Origin of the sequence: Streptomyces sp. NPDC085596 (assembly GCF_044541565.1) — a bacterium.
In the GTDB taxonomy this organism is placed as follows: domain Bacteria; phylum Actinomycetota; class Actinomycetes; order Streptomycetales; family Streptomycetaceae; genus Streptomyces.
In genome coordinates this window covers 59,650-79,534 of the sequence record NZ_JBITTC010000008.1, presented here as the reverse complement: position 1 = coordinate 79,534, position 19,885 = coordinate 59,650, and the positions used below count along the sequence as shown (strand labels likewise).

Sequence of the window (19,885 nt, the reverse complement as noted above, 5' to 3'; positions counted from 1 at the left end):
ACCATGGGGTGAGGCCGTGGCGTGTCCAGCCCGGCAGGTCCCGCGCAGCAGAATCCCGCGCAGGGCAGTCCGCACACTCCGGGAGTACGCCGCAATATGGCCACGCGCCACGACATCCGCAACGTCGCCATCGTCGCCCACGTCGACCATGGCAAGACCACCATCGTCGACGGCATGCTGAAGCAGGCCGGCGCGTTCGCCGCCCATCAGCTCGACTCCGTCGACGACCGCATGATGGACTCGAACGACCTGGAGCGTGAGAAGGGCATCACGATCCTCGCCAAGAACACGGCGGTGAAGTATCACCCCAAGGACGGCGGGGACCCGATCACGATCAACATCATCGACACCCCCGGCCACGCCGACTTCGGTGGCGAGGTCGAGCGCGGTCTGTCGATGGTCGACGCGGTCGTCCTGCTCGTCGACGCCTCCGAGGGCCCGCTCCCGCAGACCCGCTTCGTGCTGCGCAAGGCGCTCCAGCAGCGCCTGCCCGTCATCCTGTGCATCAACAAGACGGACCGCCCGGACTCGCGCATCGACGAGGTCGTCAACGAGACCTACGACCTCTTCCTCGACCTGGACGCGGACGAGGAGCAGATCGAGTTCCCGATCGTCTACGCGTGCGGCCGTGACGGCGTCGCCTCGCTGACCAAGCCGGAGGACGGGACCGTTCCCGCCGACTCCACCAGCCTGGAGCCGTTCTTCTCCACGATCCTGGAGCACGTCCCGGCCCCGACCTACGACGAGGCCGCCCCGCTCCAGGCGCACGTCACCAACCTGGACGCCGACAACTTCCTCGGCCGTATCGCGCTGCTGCGCGTCGAGCAGGGCGAGCTGCGCAAGGGCCAGACGGTCGCCTGGATCAAGCGCGACGGCACGGTGCAGAACGTCCGCATCACCGAGCTGATGATGACCGAGGCGCTCACCCGCAAGCCGGCCGAGGTCGCCGGCCCCGGTGACATCTGCGCCGTCGCCGGTATCCCGGAGATCATGATCGGTGAGACCCTCGCCGACCCCGAGAACCCGGTCGCGCTGCCGCTGATCACGGTCGACGAGCCCGCGATCTCCATGACCATCGGTACCAACACCTCGCCGCTGGTCGGCCGCGGTGGCACGGGCAAGGGCGCGGACGCCAAGTCCGCGGTCAAGGACCGCAAGGTCACCGCCCGCCAGGTCAAGGACCGCCTCGACCGCGAGCTGATCGGTAACGTCTCCCTCCGTGTGCTCGACACCGAGCGCCCGGACGCGTGGGAGGTCCAGGGCCGTGGTGAGCTGGCGCTCGCCATCCTGGTCGAGCAGATGCGCCGCGAGGGCTTCGAGCTGACCATCGGCAAGCCGCAGGTCGTCACCCAGCAGATCGACGGCAAGACCTACGAGCCCGTCGAGCGCATGACGATCGACGTCCCCGAGGAGCACATGGGCGCGGTCACGCAGCTCATGGGCGTCCGCAAGGGCCGGATGGACAACATGTCGAACCACGGCTCCGGCTGGGTCCGTCTGGAGTTCGTCGTCCCGTCCCGCGGCCTCATCGGCTTCCGTACGGAGTTCCTGACCGGTACGCGCGGCACGGGCATCGCCCACTCCATCCACGAGGGCCACGAGCCGTGGTTCGGCACCCTGACGACCCGTAACAACGGCTCGCTCGTCGCCGACCGCTCCGGCGCCGTCACCGCGTTCGCGATGACGAACCTCCAGGAGCGCGGCGTGCTGTTCACCGAGCCCGGCACCGAGGTGTACGAGGGCATGATCGTCGGCGAGAACTCGCGCTCCGACGACATGGACGTGAACATCACCAAGGAGAAGAAGCTCACGAACATGCGGTCCTCGTCGGCCGACTCGTTCGAGGCGATCGTCCCGCCGCGCAAGCTCTCCCTGGAGCAGTCGCTGGAGTTCTGCCGCGACGACGAGTGTGTCGAGGTGACCCCGGAGGCCGTTCGCATCCGCAAGGTCGTCCTCGACCAGAAGGAGCGCGGCCGCACCGCGAGCCGTGCCAAGCACAACTGACGTCTGAACAATCCGGCCTGAGCGCCGGGTAGTTGAGCCCGGCCGTCCCCATCTCGGGGGCGGCCGGGCTTTTTCGCAACCGGTTTTTCCCCGGCTTCGGTCCCCTCGGTGTCCGGAACGCGGAGATCCCGGACCGATAGCCATGTAACACGTCCGTTTCGCGGCCTTCAGTAGGGGAGTTGTTTGTCCGGTTTTTGGAAGTTCCGCCCGTCAGCCGTGACTGAATTGAGATTTAAAGACAGTGGTCGCCACTTGGCTCATGGCAGATAGTTAGCCGCGTAGCGCTCGGGTCAATGGGTCTCGCACTGTGGGGACAGTGCCGACTCGCGAGCACCAGGGGGTGTCTGACCTTCCGTCAGGGGTGTCGGGAGGAAGACGGGAACCCTCTCCTGTTGGTGAACACGTGGAGTCATGAGGAGGAACCCCCATGCGTGGTGTCACAGGCGCCAGGTGGAGCTGTTCGTCGCTTCCAGCGGTGTGATCCGGCCGTAGAACTACGCGCGTCCGGCTGCGGTTTCGCGCTGTCCAGCATTCCCGGAACCTCCCGCACTCATATCTGTGAAACGGACGAACCGTGACAAGTCCTATCGACATCGAGGGCGGCGGGACTTCGGTCGTCGTCGACGGCGAACCAGGGCCGCTGACGAAGGCCGAGACCGTCCAGCTCGAAGGCCGTTCTCCCGGCCGGCTGATGTGGACGCGCTTCAAGCGTGACCGCACCGGCGTGATCTCGGCCTGCGTCGTGCTCTTCTTCTTCCTGATCGGGCTGCTCGCCCCGCTGATCTCCAAGGTGTACGGCAAGGACCCGTACACGGTGTACGCGGACGAGCGTCCCGAGCTGTTCGACAGTGCGGGCGTCCCGGTCCAGCCCAACGGCGGGATCAGCGGCGAGTTCTGGTTCGGGCTCGAACCCGGCAACGGCTACGACGTCTTCACCAAGCTCCTCTACGGCATCCGCACCTCGCTGATGATCTCGCTCGCGGTCACCGTGACCGTCGTCCTCACCGGCATCCTGCTCGGGGTCGCGGCCGGATACCTGGGCGGGCGCACCGACTTCTTCATCGGCCGGGTCATCGACTTCCTGCTCGCCTTCCCGGCGCAGCTCTTCTTCATCGCCAGCATGCCGGTCGTCGTCTCGCTGTTCGTCAGCCCCCGCGACGAGACCCCCACCTACGTCCGGGTGCTCGCGCTGATCATCGTCCAGTGGTTCCTCGGCTGGATGAGTCTCGCCCGTATCCTGCGCGGCACCTCGCTCGCCCTGCGCGAGCGGGAGTTCATCGAGGCGGCCAGGGTCAGCGGGGCCTCGCCGTGGCGGATCATCCGCAAGGAGATCCTGCCGAACGTGGTCACCCCGCTGCTGGTGCAGGCGACCTACCTGCTCCCCGCCTTCGTCACCGCCGAGGCGGGACTGTCCTTCCTGGGCGTGGGCATCGTCGAACCGACGCCGGACTGGGGACAGATGTTCTCCAAGGCGTCCACGGAGCTGGTGATGCAGAACGACATCACCTACATGTTCTTCCCCGGCATCTCGATGATCATTTTCATCGTGGCGTTCAACCTGCTCGGGGATTCGGTCAGGGACGCGTTCGACCCCAAGACCGCACGCTGACCGGTCGTTTCACAGTACGACAGCACGACAGCACCTCACGCACAGCACTACCAGCAGTTTCTCCGCACTGGTGACACAGAACGCACTGGTGACACAGAGATGGGTGGGAACCTCGTGATGAGTAGGGGCGGACGCCACGCATACGGCGCACTCTCCGTGCTAGCGGCCGGAGCGCTTGTGCTCACCGGTTGCAGCAAGGGCGGCAGCGACAAGGGCGGCGACGACGACAAGAAGCAGCAGCAGAACGCCCAGCGCCAGCAGGCGCTGATCGAGTTCGGTGACGCGAAGGCGTCCACCGGACCGGCCGCCGAGGTGCCCGGGGCCAAGCCCGGCGGCACCCTGGAAGTGCTCCAGCGCGACAGCTACGCGCACCTCGACCCGGCGCAGATCTACGTCTCCGACGAGGGTTCGCTGGCCACCCTGCTGCACCGCGGGCTGACCGGGTACAAGGCGACCAGCGACGACGGCAGCAAGCACGAGGTCGTCGGCGACCTCGCCACCGACTCGGGCACCACCACCGACGGCGGCAAGACCTGGAAGTACACGCTCAAGGACGGCATCAAGTTCCAGGACGGCACGCCGATCACGTCCAAGGACATCCGGCACACCGTCGAGCGCCTCTTCGCGCCCTTCATCAACCAGGGCCCGACCTTCCTCCAGCAGTGGCTGGCCGACGCGCCGGGCGCTACCTACCGCAAGCTGCTCAAGGACGGCCCGTACAAGGGCAAGCACCTGCCCGGCTCGGTGCTCGAGACGCCGGACGACAAGACGATCGTCTTCCACTTCAAGACCCCGCACGCCGACCTGCCGTACGCGCTGGCCATGGCGGGCTACGGAGTCGTCTCCCAGAAGGGCGACACCAAGGAGCGCTACGACAAGGCGCCCGTGTCGGCCGGCCCGTACAAGGTCGAGTCGTTCAAGTCCGGCAAGTCGATGGTGCTGGTGAAGAACACCAACTGGGACCCGAAGACGGACCCGATCCGCCACCAGTACATCGACCGGTTCAACTTCAGCTTCAACCAGCAGTACGAGGCGTCCACCAAGGCCCTGCTCGCCGACGGCGGCGCGGACCAGGCGGGCATCAGCTTCAACAACCAGGTCGACGCGGGCAACCTGTCCTCGGTGCTCAAGGACTCCAAGCTGAAGTCCCGCACGGTCTCCGGCTACCAGTCGTTCGTCGGCCAGATGAACATCAACATGAGCCACAAGCCCATGCAGGACAAGACGGTCCGCGAGGCCATCGCCTACGCCCTGCCGGTCACGCCGTTCGTCCGTGCCTACGGCGGCACCGACGCCATGGAGGTCGCGGGCGGTCTCATCTCCCCGACCGTCTCCGGCTACGACGCGGCCTTCGACCCGTGGGGCAAGAAGAAGAAGCCCGCCGGTGACGCGGCCAAGGCCAAGGAGCTGCTGAAGAAGGCCGGCAAGCTCAACATGAAGCTGACCTTCGGCTACATCAACACCCCCGAGGGCCAGCAGTACTCCACGGCCATGGCGGCGGGCCTGAAGAAGGCCGGCTTCGACGTCCAGCGGCAGGAGATCCCGGCCGAGACCTTCTACGACCAGGTCTCCAAGCTGGACAACAACTACGACATCTTCCACACCGCGTGGGGTGCCGACTGGCCGTCCGCCTCGACCGTGATCCCGCCGCTGTACGACGGCCGCGTGATCGCCGAGGGCGCGCAGAACTACTCGCAGATCAACGACCCGAAGATCAACAGCGAGATCGACCGGATCGGCAAGATCACCGACCCGGCGAAGGCCGCGTCCGAGTGGGAGAAGCTCGACCAGTACATCGTGAAGGACGTCGTCAACGTCGTCCCGACCGCGTACTACAAGCAGACCCAGATCGCCGGTTCCAAGGTCGGCGGACTCGTCTACGACGACGTGCTCAGCGGCGTCGACCCGCGTCGCCTCTTCATCAAGTAACCGCCTCCCGCCCGGCATCCGGCGCGCCCCGCTCGGGGTGCGCCGGGCGCCGGGCCCCGGACCGCCGACGTCAGAGAGCTGCCCCTGTCATGCTGCGCTTCCTCGTCCGCCGGACCCTCGGTGCCGTCGTCATCCTCTTCCTGCTGAGCATCGTCACGTTCGTCCTGTTCTTCGGGGTGCCCCGCGACCCGGCGCTGCTGATGTGCGGCAAGACCTGCAACGCCGAGGCCATCGAGAACATCCACCATGTGCTCGGCCTCGACAAGTCCATCCCCGAGCAGTACCTGATCTTCCTGCACAACCTCGCCATGGGCAGCGACAGCTTCGCCCAGGGGCCGTGCCCGGCGCCCTGTTTCGGCTACTCGTACCACACCAACGAGCAGGTCTGGGGCACCCTGATCGACCGGCTGCCCACCACCGTCTCGCTGACCATCGGCAGCGCGGTGTTCTTCCTCGTCCTCGGTATCGGCGCCGGTCTGCTGGCCGCCTGGCGGCGCGGCACCATGGTCGACAAGCTGGCCACGGCCGGCGCGATGGTCATCAGCGGGATGCAGATCTACTTCCTCGGCCCGCTGGCCCTGGCGCTCCTCGTCTACCAGACCCACTGGTTCGCCAAGCCCGCCTACAACGACTTCACCGCCAACCCCATCAGCTGGTTCACGGGGCTGATCATCCCCTGGGTGATCCTCTCCACCATCTTCGCGGCGCAGTACACCCGTATGGCGCGCTCCTCGATGATCGAGCAGCTCCAGGAGGACCACGTCCGCACCGCCCGCGCCAAGGGCATGTCCCGGCGGTACGTCTTCTTCCGCTACGCCTGGCGCGGCTCGCTGATCCCGATCGTCACCATCTTCGGCATCGACCTCGGCTCCCTGCTCGGCGGCGCCATCATCACCGAGTGGACCTTCGGTCTGCCTGGCCTCGGCCAACTGTCCGTGCAGTCCGTGTACTTCAGCGATCTGCCGCTGCTGCTCGGCGTGATGCTGTTCGCCGCCGCCATGATCCTGCTCTTCAACATCGTCGTCGACGCCGCGTACGCCTTCATCGACCCGCGCGTGCGGCTGTCCTAGGAGCACTGTCGTGACCACTTTGACCAAGGAGGCCGGTGTTCCGGCCCCGGCGGGCGACGGTCCGCTGCTGTCCGTGCGCGATCTGCACGTCAGCTTCAAGACCGAGGACGGCATCGTACGAGCCGTGGACGGGCTCTCCTTCGACCTGGAACGCGGCAGGACGCTCGGCATCGTGGGGGAGTCGGGGTCGGGGAAGTCGGTCACCAACCTGACCGTCCTCGGCCTGCACAACCCGATGTTCACCACCGTCGAGGGCGAGATCCTGCTGGAGGGGCAGGAGTTGACGACCGCGCGGGAGTCGGAGCTGGAGAAGCTGCGCGGCAACAAGGTCGCCATGATCTTCCAGGACCCGCTGACCGCGCTCTCCCCCTATTACACGGTCGGCCGGCAGATCGCCGAGCCGTACATGAAGCACACCGGCGCCTCCAAGCGGGAGGCGTGGAACCGCGCGGTGGAGATGCTGGGCAAGGTCGGCATCCCCAACCCCAAGGCCCGGGCGGGCGATTACCCGCACCAGTTCTCCGGCGGTATGCGCCAGCGCGCGATGATCGCCATGGCCCTGATCTGCGACCCGGACCTGCTGATCGCGGACGAGCCGACCACCGCGCTGGACGTGACGGTCCAGGCGCAGATCCTGGATCTGCTCAAGGACCTGCAGCAGGAGTTCGGTTCGGGCATCATCTTCATCACCCACGACCTGGGGGTGATCGCGGACATGGCCGACGACATCATGGTGATGTACGCGGGCAGCGCGGTGGAACGCGGCTCGGTCGACACCGTGCTGCACGCGCCCGAACACCCCTACACCTGGGGCCTGTTGAACTCGATGCCGCGGCTCAACTCCGACCCGTCCATCGCGCTCACCCCCATTCCGGGCGCCCCGCCCTCCCTGCTCAACCCACCCTCGGGATGCCGTTTCCATCCCCGCTGCCTGTTCCGGGACCGGGTCGAGGGCAACCGGTGCGTGACCGAGCGCCCGTTGCTCGGCGAGGGGGAGTCGGCGTGTCATCTGACCCCGGCGCAGAAGCGGGACATTTTCGTGGACGAGATCAAGCCCCGGCTGGGCTAGGGCGTAAAGGAGAAACCGTCATGACGAAGGACCTGCTCCTGCCCGCTCCTCGGGACGAGGGCGCCGAGGCGGGTGGCGAACCGCTGCTGGAAGTCGCCGGTCTGACCAAGCACTTCCCGGTCAAGGGAGGCTTCCCGATCCGGCGGACCGTCGGCGCGGTCCAGGCGGTGGACGGCATCGACCTGTCGGTGCGGGTGGGCGAGAGCTTCGGGCTGGTCGGTGAGTCGGGCTGCGGCAAGTCGACCACGGGCCGGCTGATCACCCGGCTGATGGAGCCGACCGCGGGCACGATCTCCTACCGGGGCAAGGACATCAGCCATGCCTCGCGCCGGGAGCTGGCGCCGATCCGGTCCGAGATCCAGATGATCTTCCAGGACCCGTACTCCTCCCTCAATCCCCGCCAGACGGTCGGAAAGATCATCGCCGGGCCGATGGAGATCAACGGCATCGAGCCGCCCGGCGGCCGCGAGAAGCGCGTACGCGAGCTGCTGGAGATCGTGGGTCTCAACCCCGAGCACTTCAACCGCTTCCCGCACGAGTTCTCCGGCGGTCAGCGGCAGCGCATCGGGGTGGCGCGGGCGCTCGCGCTGGAGCCCAAGCTGATCGTGGCGGACGAGCCGGTCTCCGCGCTGGACGTCTCCATCCAGGCCCAGGTGGTCAACCTGCTGCAGAAGGTGCAGCGGGAGCTGGGTATCGCGTTCCTGTTCATCGCGCACGACCTGGCGATCGTCCGGCACTTCTCGCAGCGGGTGGCGGTGATGTACCTCGGCAAGATCATCGAGGTAGGTGACCGCGACTCCATCTACACCCGGCCCCGGCACCCCTACACCCACGCCCTGCTCTCCGCCGTGCCCGAGGTGAGTGTGGCGGGCGAGGACGCCCCGGCGCGTGAGCGCATCCGGCTGGCCGGTGACGTGCCCTCCCCGATCGACCCGCCCTCCGGCTGCCGCTTCCGCACCCGCTGCTGGAAGGCGCAGGACAAGTGCGCGACGGAGGAACCGCCGCTGGTCCAGCTCGCGGGGAACCGAGCCGGTCATCTGACCGCCTGCCACTTCCCCGAGGAGCCGACGATCGAGGCCCGCGACGAGGACATCATCCTGGACCCGGCGCTGGTGGCTTTGGAGGAGGACATCTCCAAGGACTAGGGGGTGTCTCGGGCCTCTCTTCCGGATCAGGCCGCCTCGGCGATGGTGATGATCTCCGGGGAGTCAGGCGTGAGCGGCCTTCGGTCCCAGTCGCCGTAGCGGGCCACGGCACGCAGCCCGGCCTCGGTGAGGAAGCGGTCCAGTTCGCCGGTGCCGAGGAAGCGGAGGGTGTTGTGGCCGGTCCTCGGGGCCGGCCAGCTCTCGCACTCGAAGGTCTCGGAGAAGCCGACCACACCGTCCGCCGGGCCGTGCGTCACCTCGTGGTGGACCCGGATCTCGGCGCCGTCGGGGCCGGTGATGGTGTGCACCCGGTCCGGGGTCCAGCGCTCCCAGGCGCGGGCCCCGGGGTTGCGGGTCTCGAAGACGAAGCGGCCGCCCTCGGCCAGGGCCTCCCGTACGGCGTCCAGGCACTGCCGGATCTCCTCGTCCAGGACGAGCTGCTGGAAGGCGTGCCCGGTCATCACCGCGAGCGCGAACTCGCCCGTCCACCGCTCGCTCCGGGTGTCCCCGAGCACCCACTCGATGTCCGGGGTGCCCCTACGGGCCTGGACCAGCATCGCGGCGGCCGGGTCGAGTCCGGTCAGCCGTCCCGGATGCCCCTCGGCGCGGGCCCGGCGCAGCAGCTGCCCGGTACCGCAGCCGATGTCCAGCACGGAGTCGGCTGTCCGGATCAGGCCGAGGTGGAAGTCGTCGCCCGGACCCCAGGGGTTGAGGGTGTCGTAGAACGCCGCGAGCGAGAGGTCGTTGAACGGGTGGGTTGTCACCGTGGCAGTGTCACACGGTCGCCGGTACGCGCGTGGGCGCCGGGGAAAGGTTCCGGCCAGGGATGAGAGGAAGGCCCGCGTCGGGGTGGACGCGGGCCTTCGGTCCCCTGGAACAGGACGTTCAGGGCTCGGGTCAATGGGCCGGTGAAAGTCCGTTCCGCAGGCGGCGGTCGACGGTAAAGGGGTGTGTCAGACCGCTTCCTGGGGGGTCTTGGAGAGGCTTGCGACCGGAATGATCTCCTGTGACTCCGGGTAGTGGCAAGCCGTGAGGTGGCCGGGCTTGTTGCCCTCGGCCTCCGCGAGCGGCGGGGCCTCGGTCGCGCACTTCTCCGTCGCCTTCCAGCACCGGGTGCGGAAGCGGCAGCCGGAGGGCGGGTCGATGGGGGAGGGCACGTCGCCGACGAGCCGGATGCGCTCGCGCGGGGTCTCGTCCACCGTGGCCTCCGGGACGGCGGAGAGCAGGGCGCGGGTGTACGGGTGGCGCGGGTTGTTGTAGAGGTCGTCGCGGTCGCCGATCTCCACGATCTTGCCGAGGTACATCACCGCGACGCGCTGCGAGAAGTGCCGGACGATGGCCAGGTCGTGCGCGATGAACACGAAGGCGATGCCGAGTTCCCGCTGCACCTTCTGGAGCAGGTTGACGACCTGGGCCTGGATGGAGACGTCCAGCGCGGAGACCGGTTCGTCGGCCACGATCAGCTTCGGGTTCAGGGCGAGCGCGCGGGCGACCCCGATGCGCTGCCGCTGGCCGCCGGAGAACTCGTGCGGGAAGCGGTTGAAGTGCTCGGGGTTGAGACCCACGATCTCCAGCAGCTCGCGTACGCGCTTCTCGCGGCCGCCGGGCGGCTCGATGCCGTTGATCTCCATCGGCCCGGCGATGATCTTTCCGACCGTGTGCCGCGGGTTCAGCGAGGCGTACGGGTCCTGGAAGATCATCTGGATCTCGGAGCGGATCGGCGCCAGCTCCTTGCGGCCGGCGTGCGTGATGTCGTTGCCCCGGTACGCGATCCGGCCCGCGGTCGGCTCCATCAGCCGGGTGATCAGCCGGCCGGTGGTCGACTTGCCGCAGCCGGACTCGCCGACCAGGCCCAGGCTCTCGCCCTCGGCCACCTGGAAGTCCAGCCCGTCCACGGCCTGGACCGCGCCGACGGTGCGCCGGATCGGGAAGCCGCCCTTGATCGGGAAGTGTTTGGTCAGCCCGGAGACGTCCAGGAGGGGAGTGTTGCTGCTCATGGTGGTGAAATCCCGTCTCGTGTACGTCAGATGGCCTTGCTGGCGGCAAGGCCGGCGAGGAACTCACGGCGCTGGCCGTCGGAAAGGTGGCAGGCGTTGCCGCGGCCGTCCTCGATCTGGAGCGGCGGGCGCTCGGTGGCGCACCGGTTGCCCTCGACCTCGGCGGCGAAGGCGCAGCGCGGGTGGAAGCGGCAGCCGGAGGGCGGGTTCAGCAGCGAGGGCGGGGAGCCCGGAATCGGGTTGAGCGGCACGTCGACCGGGCCGTCCAGGCTGGGCATGGAACCGAGCAGGCCCCAGGTGTAGGGGTGCTGCGGGGTGCGCAGCACCTCCTCCTTGGGGCCGCGCTCCACGCAGCGGCCGCCGTACATCACCAGCACGTCGTCGGCGATGTCCGCGATGACGCCCAGGTCGTGGGTGATGAAGATGATCGAGGTGCCGAACTCCTGCTGGAGGTCCTTGAGCAGGTCCATGATCTGGGCCTGCACGGTGACGTCCAGCGCGGTGGTCGGCTCGTCCGCGATCAGCAGCTTCGGGTCGCAGACCAGGGCCATGGCGATCATCGCGCGCTGGCGCATACCGCCGGAGAACTCGTGCGGGTAGTTGTCCACCCGCCGGTCCGGCTGCGGGATGCCGACCCGGCGCAGCATCTCGATCGCCCGCTCCCGCGCCGCCTTCTTGGAGGCGCCGGTGTGCTTGCGGTAGACCTCGCCGATCTGGGTGCCGATGGTGTGGTACGGCGACAGCGAGGCCAGGGCGTCCTGGAAGATCATCGCCATCTTGTTGCCGCGGAGCTTCTCCAGCGTGCGGTCCGGGGCGCCGAGCAGTTCCTCGCCGTCCAGCAGGATCTGGCCCTCGATCGAGGTGTGGTCGCGGTCGTGCAGGCCCAGGATCGTCAGGTTGGTGACGGACTTGCCGGAACCCGACTCGCCCACGATGCCGAGCGTCTGGCCCTTGGCCAGGTCGAAGCTGAGTCCGTCCACGGCCTTGACCATGCCGTCCTCGGTGGAGAAGTGGACCCTGAGGTCCTTGACGGAGAGGAACGGCTGCTGATGGGTGCTCGTCACGGGGACGCTCCTGGGGGTGATGCGAGGGGGGTAGGGGGACGGACGGAGGTCAGGCGAGCCGGATGCGCGGGTCGATCATGCCGTAGATCGCGTCGACGACGATGTTGAAGACGACGATCGCGCCGGCCGACAGCAGGGTGACACCCATGAGCATGGGGAGGTCGCTCTTCTCCACCGAGTCCACCGCGAGCCGGCCCACGCCCTGGAGGCTGAAGGTGTACTCGGTGATCATCGCGCCGCCGATGAGGGTGGCCAGGTCGATGCCGAAGATGGTGACGATCGGGCCCATCGCGCCGCGCCAGGCGAACCGGAAGAACACGTTGCGGGCGGAGAGGCCCTTGGCGCGGGCGGTGCGGACGTAGTCCTCGCTGAGCGTCTCCACCAGCTGCGAGCGCGTCATACGGGTGTAGTTCGCGGTCCAGATCAGCGCCAGCACCAGCCACGGCAGCAGCAGGCCCGAGGCCCACGCGGCGGGGTTCTCGGTGAGCGGCGTGTAGGACGGGTTGTCCAGGACGTCGAGCTTGGCGACGAGGAAGTACATCGCGATGTAGCCGACGAAGTAGATCTGGAGCGAGGAGGCGATCAGCGAGGCCGAACTGGCCAGCTTGTCCTGCCACTTGCCCTGCTTCACGGCGGCGATCATGCCCGCGCCGATACCGAAGACCAGGAAGACGACGGCCGAGCCGAAGGCCAGCGAGAGCGTCAGCGGCAGCCGGTCCAGGATCGTGCCGAGCACGGGCTCGCGGTTGGCGAAGGAGTACCCGAGGCACGGGGCGCTGCAGTCGCCGAAGTCGCCGTAGCTGCGCCCGACGAAGATGCCCTTGATCCAGTACCAGTACTGCACCGGGACCGGGTGGTCGATGCCCAGGTTGTGCCGCACCTGCGCGAGCATGTCGGGCGTGCAGTTCTTGCCGCACGACATCGTGGCGGGGTCACGCGGGATGGCGTAGAAGAGCCAGAAGGTGACGGCGCTGATGATCAACAGAATCGCCAGCGCGCCGAAGACTCGGCGGACGAGGAAGCGGAGCATGGGGCGTGACTTTCCGGACGGGGCGCCGTCGCCGGGGTGAGGGGGGCCGGAGGGGGCGGCCCGGTCGTGACCGCCCCCGATGGGTCGTGCGCGCTTACTTCTTGGCGTACAGCTTGCAGAGCGCGACGCAGGTGTTGCCCGAGTCGTAGATGACGTTTCCGACCTTGGACCCGTGCATCCAGTTGCGGATGGAGTGGTAGTCCGGGATGACGGCGGCCAGCTCCATGATCTGGCGGTCGACGGCGCCCCACGCCTTGTTGGCGGCCTCGACGTCCGCGATCTTGGAGGCGGCGTCGATCGCCTTGTTCACGCTCGGGTCGTTCAGCTGCGCGTAGTTGCTGCGGCCGTCACCGATGTTCTTGCCGCTCCAGCAGGGGTAGAAGACGGAGTAGCCGTTCGGCCAGTCCGGGCTCCAGCCGGCGGCGAAGAGGTCGTAGTCGTTGTCGATCTTGCCGATCTGCGTGTAGAAGGTCGACTTGTCGATCTGCTTGTTGACGACCACGAAGCCCGCCGCCTCGAGCGCGTTCTTGATGGCGACGGCCTGCTTCACCGCGTTGTCCGACTGCTGGAAGGCGATGACCAACTTCTGGCCGACCTTGCCGGCCTCCTTCAGCAGCGCCTTGGCCTTGGCCGGGTCGCCGCCGGGCTTCTTCTCCGCGCCGTAGAGGTCGAAGTCCTGGTAGCCGGGGGTGACCGGGCTGAGGACGGTGGTGGCTATCTCGCTGGTGGCGCGGCCGCCGCGGATGGTCTGGAGCTGCTGGTGCGGCCACGCCCAGTTGATGGCCTGGCGGACCTTGACGTCCTTGATGCGGGTGGTGTTGATCGGCCAGTAGTAGGTGACCGTGTCGACCGCGGTGAGGACGCGTTCCTTGAGCTTGGCGTCGGTCAGCACCTGGGCGACGCGCTCGGCGGCGACCTCGTTGAAGATCGACATCGCGTACTGGTCGTTGCCGCGGTCCGACATGAAGCGGTCGGTCGAGGAGACCGGCTGGAAGCCGTACTGGAAGACGTACTTGTCCGGGTAGTTGTTGCGGATCGAGTCCGTCTTCGGGTCCCAGTGCTCGTTGCGCACGTAGGTCATCGACTTGCCGATGCTGCGGTTCTCGATGCGGTACGGGCCGCAGGAGAACGGGCGCTTGTCGTACTTCTCCTTGGTGTCCTTCTTCTTCGACACCAGGGAGAAGCCGCGCATGGCCAGCGTGTAGTTGAAGTCGGCGCGGGGCTCGGTGAGGCGGAAGGTGACCGTCTTGCCGGAGATCTCGATCGAGTCGAGCTTCTTGCCGTCGTAGGGACCCTTGTACTTGTCGCCGCCCACCAGCCACTGCTGGACGTAGCGCGGACCCTCGGCGATGAAGGAGGCGAAGAGGCGCTCGAAGGTGTGGCGGACGTCGTCCATGGAGAGGTCGGAACCGTCCTCCCACTTGATGCCGTCCTTGAGCGTGAAGGACCAGGTGCGGCCGCCGTCCTTCATGGTGCCGGCGTCCGTGGCCGCGTCACCCACGAGGGTGCAGCCGCCCTTGTCGTCGATCCGGTAGCCGGTCAGACCACGCATGATCGGGACCGTGATGGCGGACTCGGTCGAGACGTAGATCTGGGCCGGGTCCATGTGGTCCATGTCGAACTGGTCGAGCGAGTAGATCGTCCCGCCCTTGACCGCGCCCGGAACCTCGGGGGCAGGACCCGTCGAGTCGGCCTTGGTGCCGACCGGGATGTTCATGGTCTTGCCCTTGCTCACGGACGGGACCTGGGGGCCGGAGCCCTTGTTGTCGCTGCTGCCGCAGGCGGTCAGCACGCTGGTGGAGGCCGCGGCCACACCGGTGGCGATCAGGAAGTTCCTACGAGAAAAAGCCATGCTGAGCCTGCCTGTGAGTGTCAGTTTCGGACGATCGGAACCAGCCGGACGTCTGCGAACCGGGCCGGGTGAAGCTGATCTGCTACCGCTTCGACTTCGGGTCGAGAGCGTCACGCACGGAGTCACCGAGCAAGTTGAAGGCGAGGACGAAGAGCACCATGGAGATGCCCGGGAAGAGCATGAAGGTGATGTCCTGGGAGTAGAACGAGGCACCGCGGCCGATCATGACGCCCCAGTCCGGGGTCGGGTCGGTGATGCCGACGCCGAGGAAGGCGAGTCCGGCTTCCGCGGTCACATAGGCCGGGAGCATCAGCGTGGACTGGATGAGGATCGGCGTCCACAGGTTGGGCAGCAGCTCCTTGAAGACGATGCGCCGGGGGGAGGCTCCCGTGACCTTGGCCGCCTCGACGAACTCCCGCTCACGCAGGCCCAGCACCTGACCGCGCAGGAGGCGCGCGATGGACGCCCAGCCGAACGCCGACAGCACGATGATCAGCGACATCGCCACCAGCCAGGTGGGCACGTTGTCGTCGGCGGCGATGAAGATGCCGTAGACCACCGGCATGAAGGCGATGAAGAACAGCGTCGAGGGGAACGACAGCACGATGTCGATGATCCGGCCGACGAGGTAGTCGGTCTTGCCGCCCAGGTAGCCCGCCGTGACGCCGACGACGACACCGATGACCGTGGTGAGGATCGTGGCGGCGAGGGCGATGCCCAGCGAGGTCCGGATGCCGTAGAGCAGGAAGGTGAAGACGTCGCGCCCGAGCTGGGGCTCGATGCCGAACCAGAACTCGGAGCTCATGCCGCCGTTGGGGCCCACGGGGTAGGCGAACGCGTCCAGCAGCTCGGGCCGCTCGCTCGCGTAGGTGGTGTACGGGTCCTTGCCGTACAGCTTCGCTATGAGCGGCGCCGCTATGGCGATCAGGAAGAAGAACGCGACGACGAAGGCGGAGACGACGCCGGTGCGGTCGCGCTTGAAGCGCTTCCAGGCGAGCCGTCCGGGGGATCGGCTCTCGCTGCCCTTGGGGGCGTCCGGAGTACCCGACTTCTCGACGGGCTCGTCGGTCACCTCAAGCGGGGCAGCCGCCGATGGAGTGGGGGTGGTCATTGGTGCTCCTGGCCCGAGGGAGGGTCTGAGGACTCCGCAGGGCGCTTCCCCTACGGGCTACGCCGGACTTTTTCAACGCAATTCATTCAAGGTCAATAAATTCTCGGTCGACTTGGTCTTCTATTTACCTTCTTTACCTCTGCTTGACGCATCCGTAGCTACGCGTGTAGCGCGACCGTAATCAATCCGTGCTTCTCCTCGGACTATTCGGGCCAATCGGCCAATGGGTTCGATATGCGGACGGTGAGGTGTCGAAATGCGTACACCGGCGCGTCACGATCCAACGTTTCGGCAACGTTGCGCGGTGATCCATTGCGTCTTGTCCGCAAGGTCACCCGAGCCCATGCCGGACCTGCCTGCATATGGCTGACGTGTCCCTCGAAAGGCGAGGCAATCGGGCGCCGGGCATGCGGGATGCGCCGTACCGACCGATATTGACCGGTAACGGTGAGGTGATCGCTGAGGAGGCACGCATGCGCGGAATCAGGCACGCCCGATGGTTCGCCGGCGCCGCCGCGCTGGCGCTCGCCGCCACCGGCTGCGGCGGGGGAGCGAGCGGCGCCGCGGACGGCGGGATGCTCACCTCCTCCTGGGGCGACCCGCAGAACCCGCTGGAGCCGGCCAACACCAACGAGGTGCAGGGCGGCAAGGTGCTCGACATGGTCTTCCGGGGCCTGAAGCGGTACGACCCGAGGACCGGCGAGGCCCAGAACATGCTGGCCCAGTCCATCGAGACCACCGACTCCCGCCACTACACCGTGAAGCTCAAGGACGGCTGGACCTTCTCCAACGGCGAGAAGGTCACGGCCCGCTCCTTCACGGACGCCTGGAACTACGGCGCGAGCCTGAAGAACAAGCAGAAGAACGCCTACTTCTTCGGCTACATCGACGGCTACGACCAGGTCCACCCCGAGATGGGCAGCCAGCACGCGAACACCCTCTCCGGGCTCAAGGTCGTCGACGACCGCACCTTCACCGTCACCCTCAACCAGAAGTTCTCCGGCTTCCCCGACACCCTCGGCTACGCCGCCTTCGCCCCGCTGCCCCGCGCCTTCTTCACCGACCACGCCGCCTGGCTGAAGACCCCGGTCGGCAACGGCCCGTACGCCATCGACTCCTACACCAAGGGCTCCCAGATGGCGCTGCGGAAGTGGAACGGCTACCCCGGCGCCGACAAGGCGCTCAACGACGGGGTGATCCTCAAGGTCTACACCGACAACAACACCGCCTACACCGACCTGATGGCCGGCAACCTCGACCTCGCCGACGACATCCCCGCCGCCCAGCTGAAGAACGTCAGAACCGATCTCGGCGAGCGGTACATCAACACCCCGGCCGGCATCATCCAGACCCTCGCCTTCCCGTACTACGACGAGCGCTGGAACCGGCCCGGCATGGAGAAGGTGCGCACCGGGCTCTCCATGGCCATCAACCGGGACCAGATCACCAAGACCATCTTCCAGCGCACCCGCACCCCCGCCACCGACTGGACCTCACCCGTCCTCGGCACCGACGGCGGCTACAAGGCGGGCCTGTGCGGGCGCGCCTGCGCGTACGACCCGGCGGCCGCCAAGCGGCTGGTCCGGCAGGGCGGGGGCATCCCCGGCGGCACCCTGAAGCTCACCTACAACGCGGACACCGGCTCGCACCGGGAGTGGATCGACGCGGTCTGCAACTCCGTCAACCACGCCCTCGGCGACGACAACGCCTGCGTCGGCAACCCGGTCGGCACCTTCGCCGACTTCCGCAACCAGCTCGGCCAGCACAAGATGAGCGGCCCCTTCCGGGCCGGCTGGCAGATGGACTACCCGCTCATCCAGAACTTCCTCCAGCCGCTGTACTTCACCGGCGCCTCCTCCAACGACGGCAAGTGGTCCAACTCCGAGTTCGACGAGCTGGTGGACCGGGCCAACGCCGAGACCGACCCGGCCAAGGCCATCTCCACCTTCCAGCAGGCCGAGGAGGTCGTCCGGGACAACATGGCCGCCATCCCGCTCTGGTACCAGAACGGCAACGCGGGCTACTCCCAGCGGCTCACCGGCGTCCAGCTCAACCCGTTCAGCGTGCCGGTGTACAACGAGATCAAGGTCAGCTGACCCGCCATGGGACGCTACGTCGTCCGGCGACTGCTCCAGATGGTGCCGGTGTTCATCGGGGCCACCCTGCTGATCTTCCTGATGGTCAACGTGATGGGCGACCCCATCGCCGGCCTGTGCGGCGAGCGGCAGTGCGACGCGGCGACCGCCGCCCAGCTCAAGAGCGAGTTCGGCCTCGACCGGCCGCTCTGGCAGCAGTACGCGACCTACATGGGGAACGTCTTCACCGGTGACTTCGGCACGGCGTTCAACGGACAGCCCGTCACCGAGCTGATGGCGGCGGCCTTTCCCGTCACCATCCGGCTGACCATCGTGGCCGTCCTCTTCGAGCTGGTCGTCGGCATCACCCTCGGCGTGCTCACCGGGCTGAGCCGGGGCCGGCCGGTCGACACCGGCGTGCTGCTGCTCACCCTCGTGGTGATCTCCGTGCCGACCTTCGTCACCGGCCTGGTGCTCCAACTGCTGCTGGGCGTGGAGTGGGGGTGGATCAAACCGTCGGTCTCCCCGGAGGCGCCGTTCGGCGAGCTGATCGTGCCGGGTCTGGTGCTGGCGTCGGTCTCCCTGGCCTACGTCACCCGGCTGACCCGTACCTCCATCGCGGAGAACCGGCGCTCCGACTACGTCCGTACCGCCGTCGCCAAGGGGCTGCCCCGGCGCCGGGTCGTCGTCCGGCATCTGCTGCGGACCTCGCTGATCCCCGTGGTCACCTTCATCGGCACCGACATCGGCGCGCTGATGGGCGGCGCGATCGTCACCGAGCGGATCTTCAACATCCACGGCGTCGGCTTCCAGCTCTACCAGGGCATCCTGCGGCAGAACACACAGACGGTGGTCGGCTTCGTCACCGTGCTGGTCCTGGTCTTCCTGGCCGCCAACCTGCTGGTGGACCTGCTCTACGCGGTACTCGACCCGAGGATTCGCTATGCCTGAGCCGTCGTCGTACGAGCCGCGGGGGGCGATCGCCGGGACCGGCATGGGCGGGGCGATGGACCTGGCGACCGGCGAGGCCGCCACGCTGGAACGGGTGCCCGGCCAACCGGAGGGCGGCGGCCCGCAGGACAGGCCGCGCTCGCTCTGGTCGGACGCCTGGCGGGACCTCAGGCGCAACCCGGTCTTCCTGCTCTCCGCGCTCGTGATCGTCTTCCTGGTCTTCATCTCCGTCTGGCCCTCGGCCATCACCTCGGGCAACCCCCTCGACTGCGACCTCGCCAAGGCCCAGGACGGCTCCGCGCCCGGCCACCCCTTCGGCTTCGACGGCCAGGGCTGCGACGTGTACACGCGCACGGTGTACGGCGCGCGCACATCGGTCACCGTGGGCGTGTGCGCCACGCTCGGGGTGGCGCTGCTCGGGTCGGTGCTCGGCGGGCTCGCGGGGTTCTTCGGGGGCGCCTGGGACGCGGTGCTGTCCCGGATCACCGACGTCTTCTTCGCCATCCCGGTCGTCCTCGGCGGCTTGGTGCTGCTGTCGGTGGTCACCAGCAACACCGTCTGGCCGGTCATCGGGTTCATGGTGCTGCTCGGCTGGCCGCAGATCTCCCGGATCGCCCGCGGCTCCGTCATCACCGCCCGGCAGAACGACTACGTGCAGGCCGCCCGCGCGCTCGGCGCCTCGCCCGCCCGGCTGCTGCTGCGGCACATCGCGCCCAACGCCGTCGCCCCGGTGATCGTCGTGGCCACCATCGCGCTCGGCACCTACATCTCACTGGAGGCCACCCTGTCCTACCTCGGCGTCGGCCTGAAGCCGCCCAGCGTGTCCTGGGGCATCGACATCTCCGCCGCCTCCCCCTACATCCGCAACGCCCCGCACGCCCTGCTCTGGCCCTCCGGGGCGCTGGCGATCACCGTCCTGGCCTTCATCATGCTCGGCGACGCGGTACGCGACGCCCTCGACCCGAAGCTGAGGTGACGG

At 67.7% G+C, this 19,885-nt stretch carries 15 protein-coding genes; 9 read left to right on the top strand and 6 right to left on the bottom strand.

Annotation, left to right across the window (positions count from 1 at the left end; all coding sequences use genetic code 11):
• Positions 1 to 96: 96 nt before the first annotated feature.
• The 6 genes from typA (at position 97) to ACIGA3_RS23025 (ending at position 8,826) form a co-directional block, all read left to right on the top strand.
• Positions 97 to 2,004, top strand: coding sequence for a translational GTPase TypA (gene typA / locus ACIGA3_RS23050; protein ID WP_399718722.1), 1,908 nt, complete (start codon positions 97 to 99; stop codon positions 2,002 to 2,004).
• A 574-nt stretch (positions 2,005 to 2,578) separates the two neighbouring features.
• A complete protein-coding gene (locus ACIGA3_RS23045) occupies positions 2,579 to 3,613 on the top strand; it encodes an ABC transporter permease (RefSeq protein WP_399718719.1) in 1,035 nt (344 codons plus the stop codon).
• A gap of 117 nt (positions 3,614 to 3,730) precedes the next feature.
• On the top strand, positions 3,731 to 5,542 hold the full coding sequence (locus ACIGA3_RS23040) for an ABC transporter substrate-binding protein (RefSeq protein WP_399718717.1): 1,812 nt from the start codon (positions 3,731 to 3,733) through the stop codon (positions 5,540 to 5,542).
• Positions 5,543 to 5,631: 89 nt separating this feature from the next.
• A complete protein-coding gene (locus ACIGA3_RS23035; RefSeq protein WP_399718715.1) occupies positions 5,632 to 6,612 on the top strand; it encodes an ABC transporter permease in 981 nt (326 codons plus the stop codon).
• Positions 6,613 to 6,622: 10 nt separating this feature from the next.
• The gene (locus tag ACIGA3_RS23030) at positions 6,623 to 7,681 is read left to right on the top strand and encodes an ABC transporter ATP-binding protein (RefSeq protein WP_399718713.1); all 1,059 of its coding nucleotides are present in this window, start codon (positions 6,623 to 6,625) and stop codon (positions 7,679 to 7,681) included.
• 20 nt (positions 7,682 to 7,701) lie between these two features.
• Positions 7,702 to 8,826 carry an ABC transporter ATP-binding protein gene (locus ACIGA3_RS23025; RefSeq protein ID WP_399718711.1) on the top strand — a complete coding sequence of 375 codons (1,125 nt, stop codon included), beginning with the start codon at positions 7,702 to 7,704 and terminating at the stop codon, positions 8,824 to 8,826.
• A gap of 26 nt (positions 8,827 to 8,852) precedes the next feature.
• On the opposite strand, the gene ACIGA3_RS23020 is transcribed toward ACIGA3_RS23025, so the two are convergent.
• The 6 genes from ACIGA3_RS23020 to ACIGA3_RS22995 form a co-directional block, all read right to left on the bottom strand.
• Complete coding sequence (locus ACIGA3_RS23020; protein WP_399718708.1) at positions 8,853 to 9,590, bottom strand: class I SAM-dependent methyltransferase; 738 nt, start codon at positions 9,588 to 9,590, stop codon at positions 8,853 to 8,855.
• 189 nt (positions 9,591 to 9,779) lie between these two features.
• Positions 9,780 to 10,823: an ABC transporter ATP-binding protein gene (locus ACIGA3_RS23015; RefSeq protein WP_399718706.1), complete on the bottom strand. Its 1,044-nt coding sequence runs from the start codon at positions 10,821 to 10,823 to the stop codon at positions 9,780 to 9,782.
• 26 nt (positions 10,824 to 10,849) lie between these two features.
• Positions 10,850 to 11,887 (bottom strand): ABC transporter ATP-binding protein, encoded by a 1,038-nt coding sequence (locus ACIGA3_RS23010; protein ID WP_399718704.1) that lies wholly within the window; start codon positions 11,885 to 11,887, stop codon positions 10,850 to 10,852.
• Between the two features lie 49 nt (positions 11,888 to 11,936).
• Positions 11,937 to 12,917 (bottom strand): ABC transporter permease, encoded by a 981-nt coding sequence (locus ACIGA3_RS23005; protein ID WP_399718702.1) that lies wholly within the window; start codon positions 12,915 to 12,917, stop codon positions 11,937 to 11,939.
• 94 nt (positions 12,918 to 13,011) lie between these two features.
• On the bottom strand, positions 13,012 to 14,769 hold the full coding sequence (locus ACIGA3_RS23000; protein ID WP_399718700.1) for an ABC transporter substrate-binding protein: 1,758 nt from the start codon (positions 14,767 to 14,769) through the stop codon (positions 13,012 to 13,014).
• A gap of 82 nt (positions 14,770 to 14,851) precedes the next feature.
• A complete protein-coding gene (locus ACIGA3_RS22995) occupies positions 14,852 to 15,880 on the bottom strand; it encodes an ABC transporter permease (protein WP_399718697.1) in 1,029 nt (342 codons plus the stop codon).
• Positions 15,881 to 16,353: 473 nt separating this feature from the next.
• On the opposite strand from ACIGA3_RS22995, the gene ACIGA3_RS22990 reads away from it, so the two are divergent.
• From ACIGA3_RS22990 to ACIGA3_RS22980, 3 genes are read left to right on the top strand one after another with little or no spacing between them, the layout of a single operon-like run.
• The gene (locus ACIGA3_RS22990) at positions 16,354 to 17,976 is read left to right on the top strand and encodes an ABC transporter substrate-binding protein (protein ID WP_399718695.1); all 1,623 of its coding nucleotides are present in this window, start codon (positions 16,354 to 16,356) and stop codon (positions 17,974 to 17,976) included.
• Positions 17,977 to 17,982: 6 nt separating this feature from the next.
• On the top strand, positions 17,983 to 18,906 hold the full coding sequence (locus tag ACIGA3_RS22985; RefSeq protein WP_399718692.1) for an ABC transporter permease: 924 nt from the start codon (positions 17,983 to 17,985) through the stop codon (positions 18,904 to 18,906).
• On the top strand, positions 18,899 to 19,882 hold the full coding sequence (locus ACIGA3_RS22980; RefSeq protein ID WP_399718690.1) for an ABC transporter permease: 984 nt from the start codon (positions 18,899 to 18,901) through the stop codon (positions 19,880 to 19,882). Before ACIGA3_RS22985 ends, ACIGA3_RS22980 begins: the two co-directional genes overlap by 8 nt.
• Positions 19,883 to 19,885 lie beyond the last annotated feature (3 nt).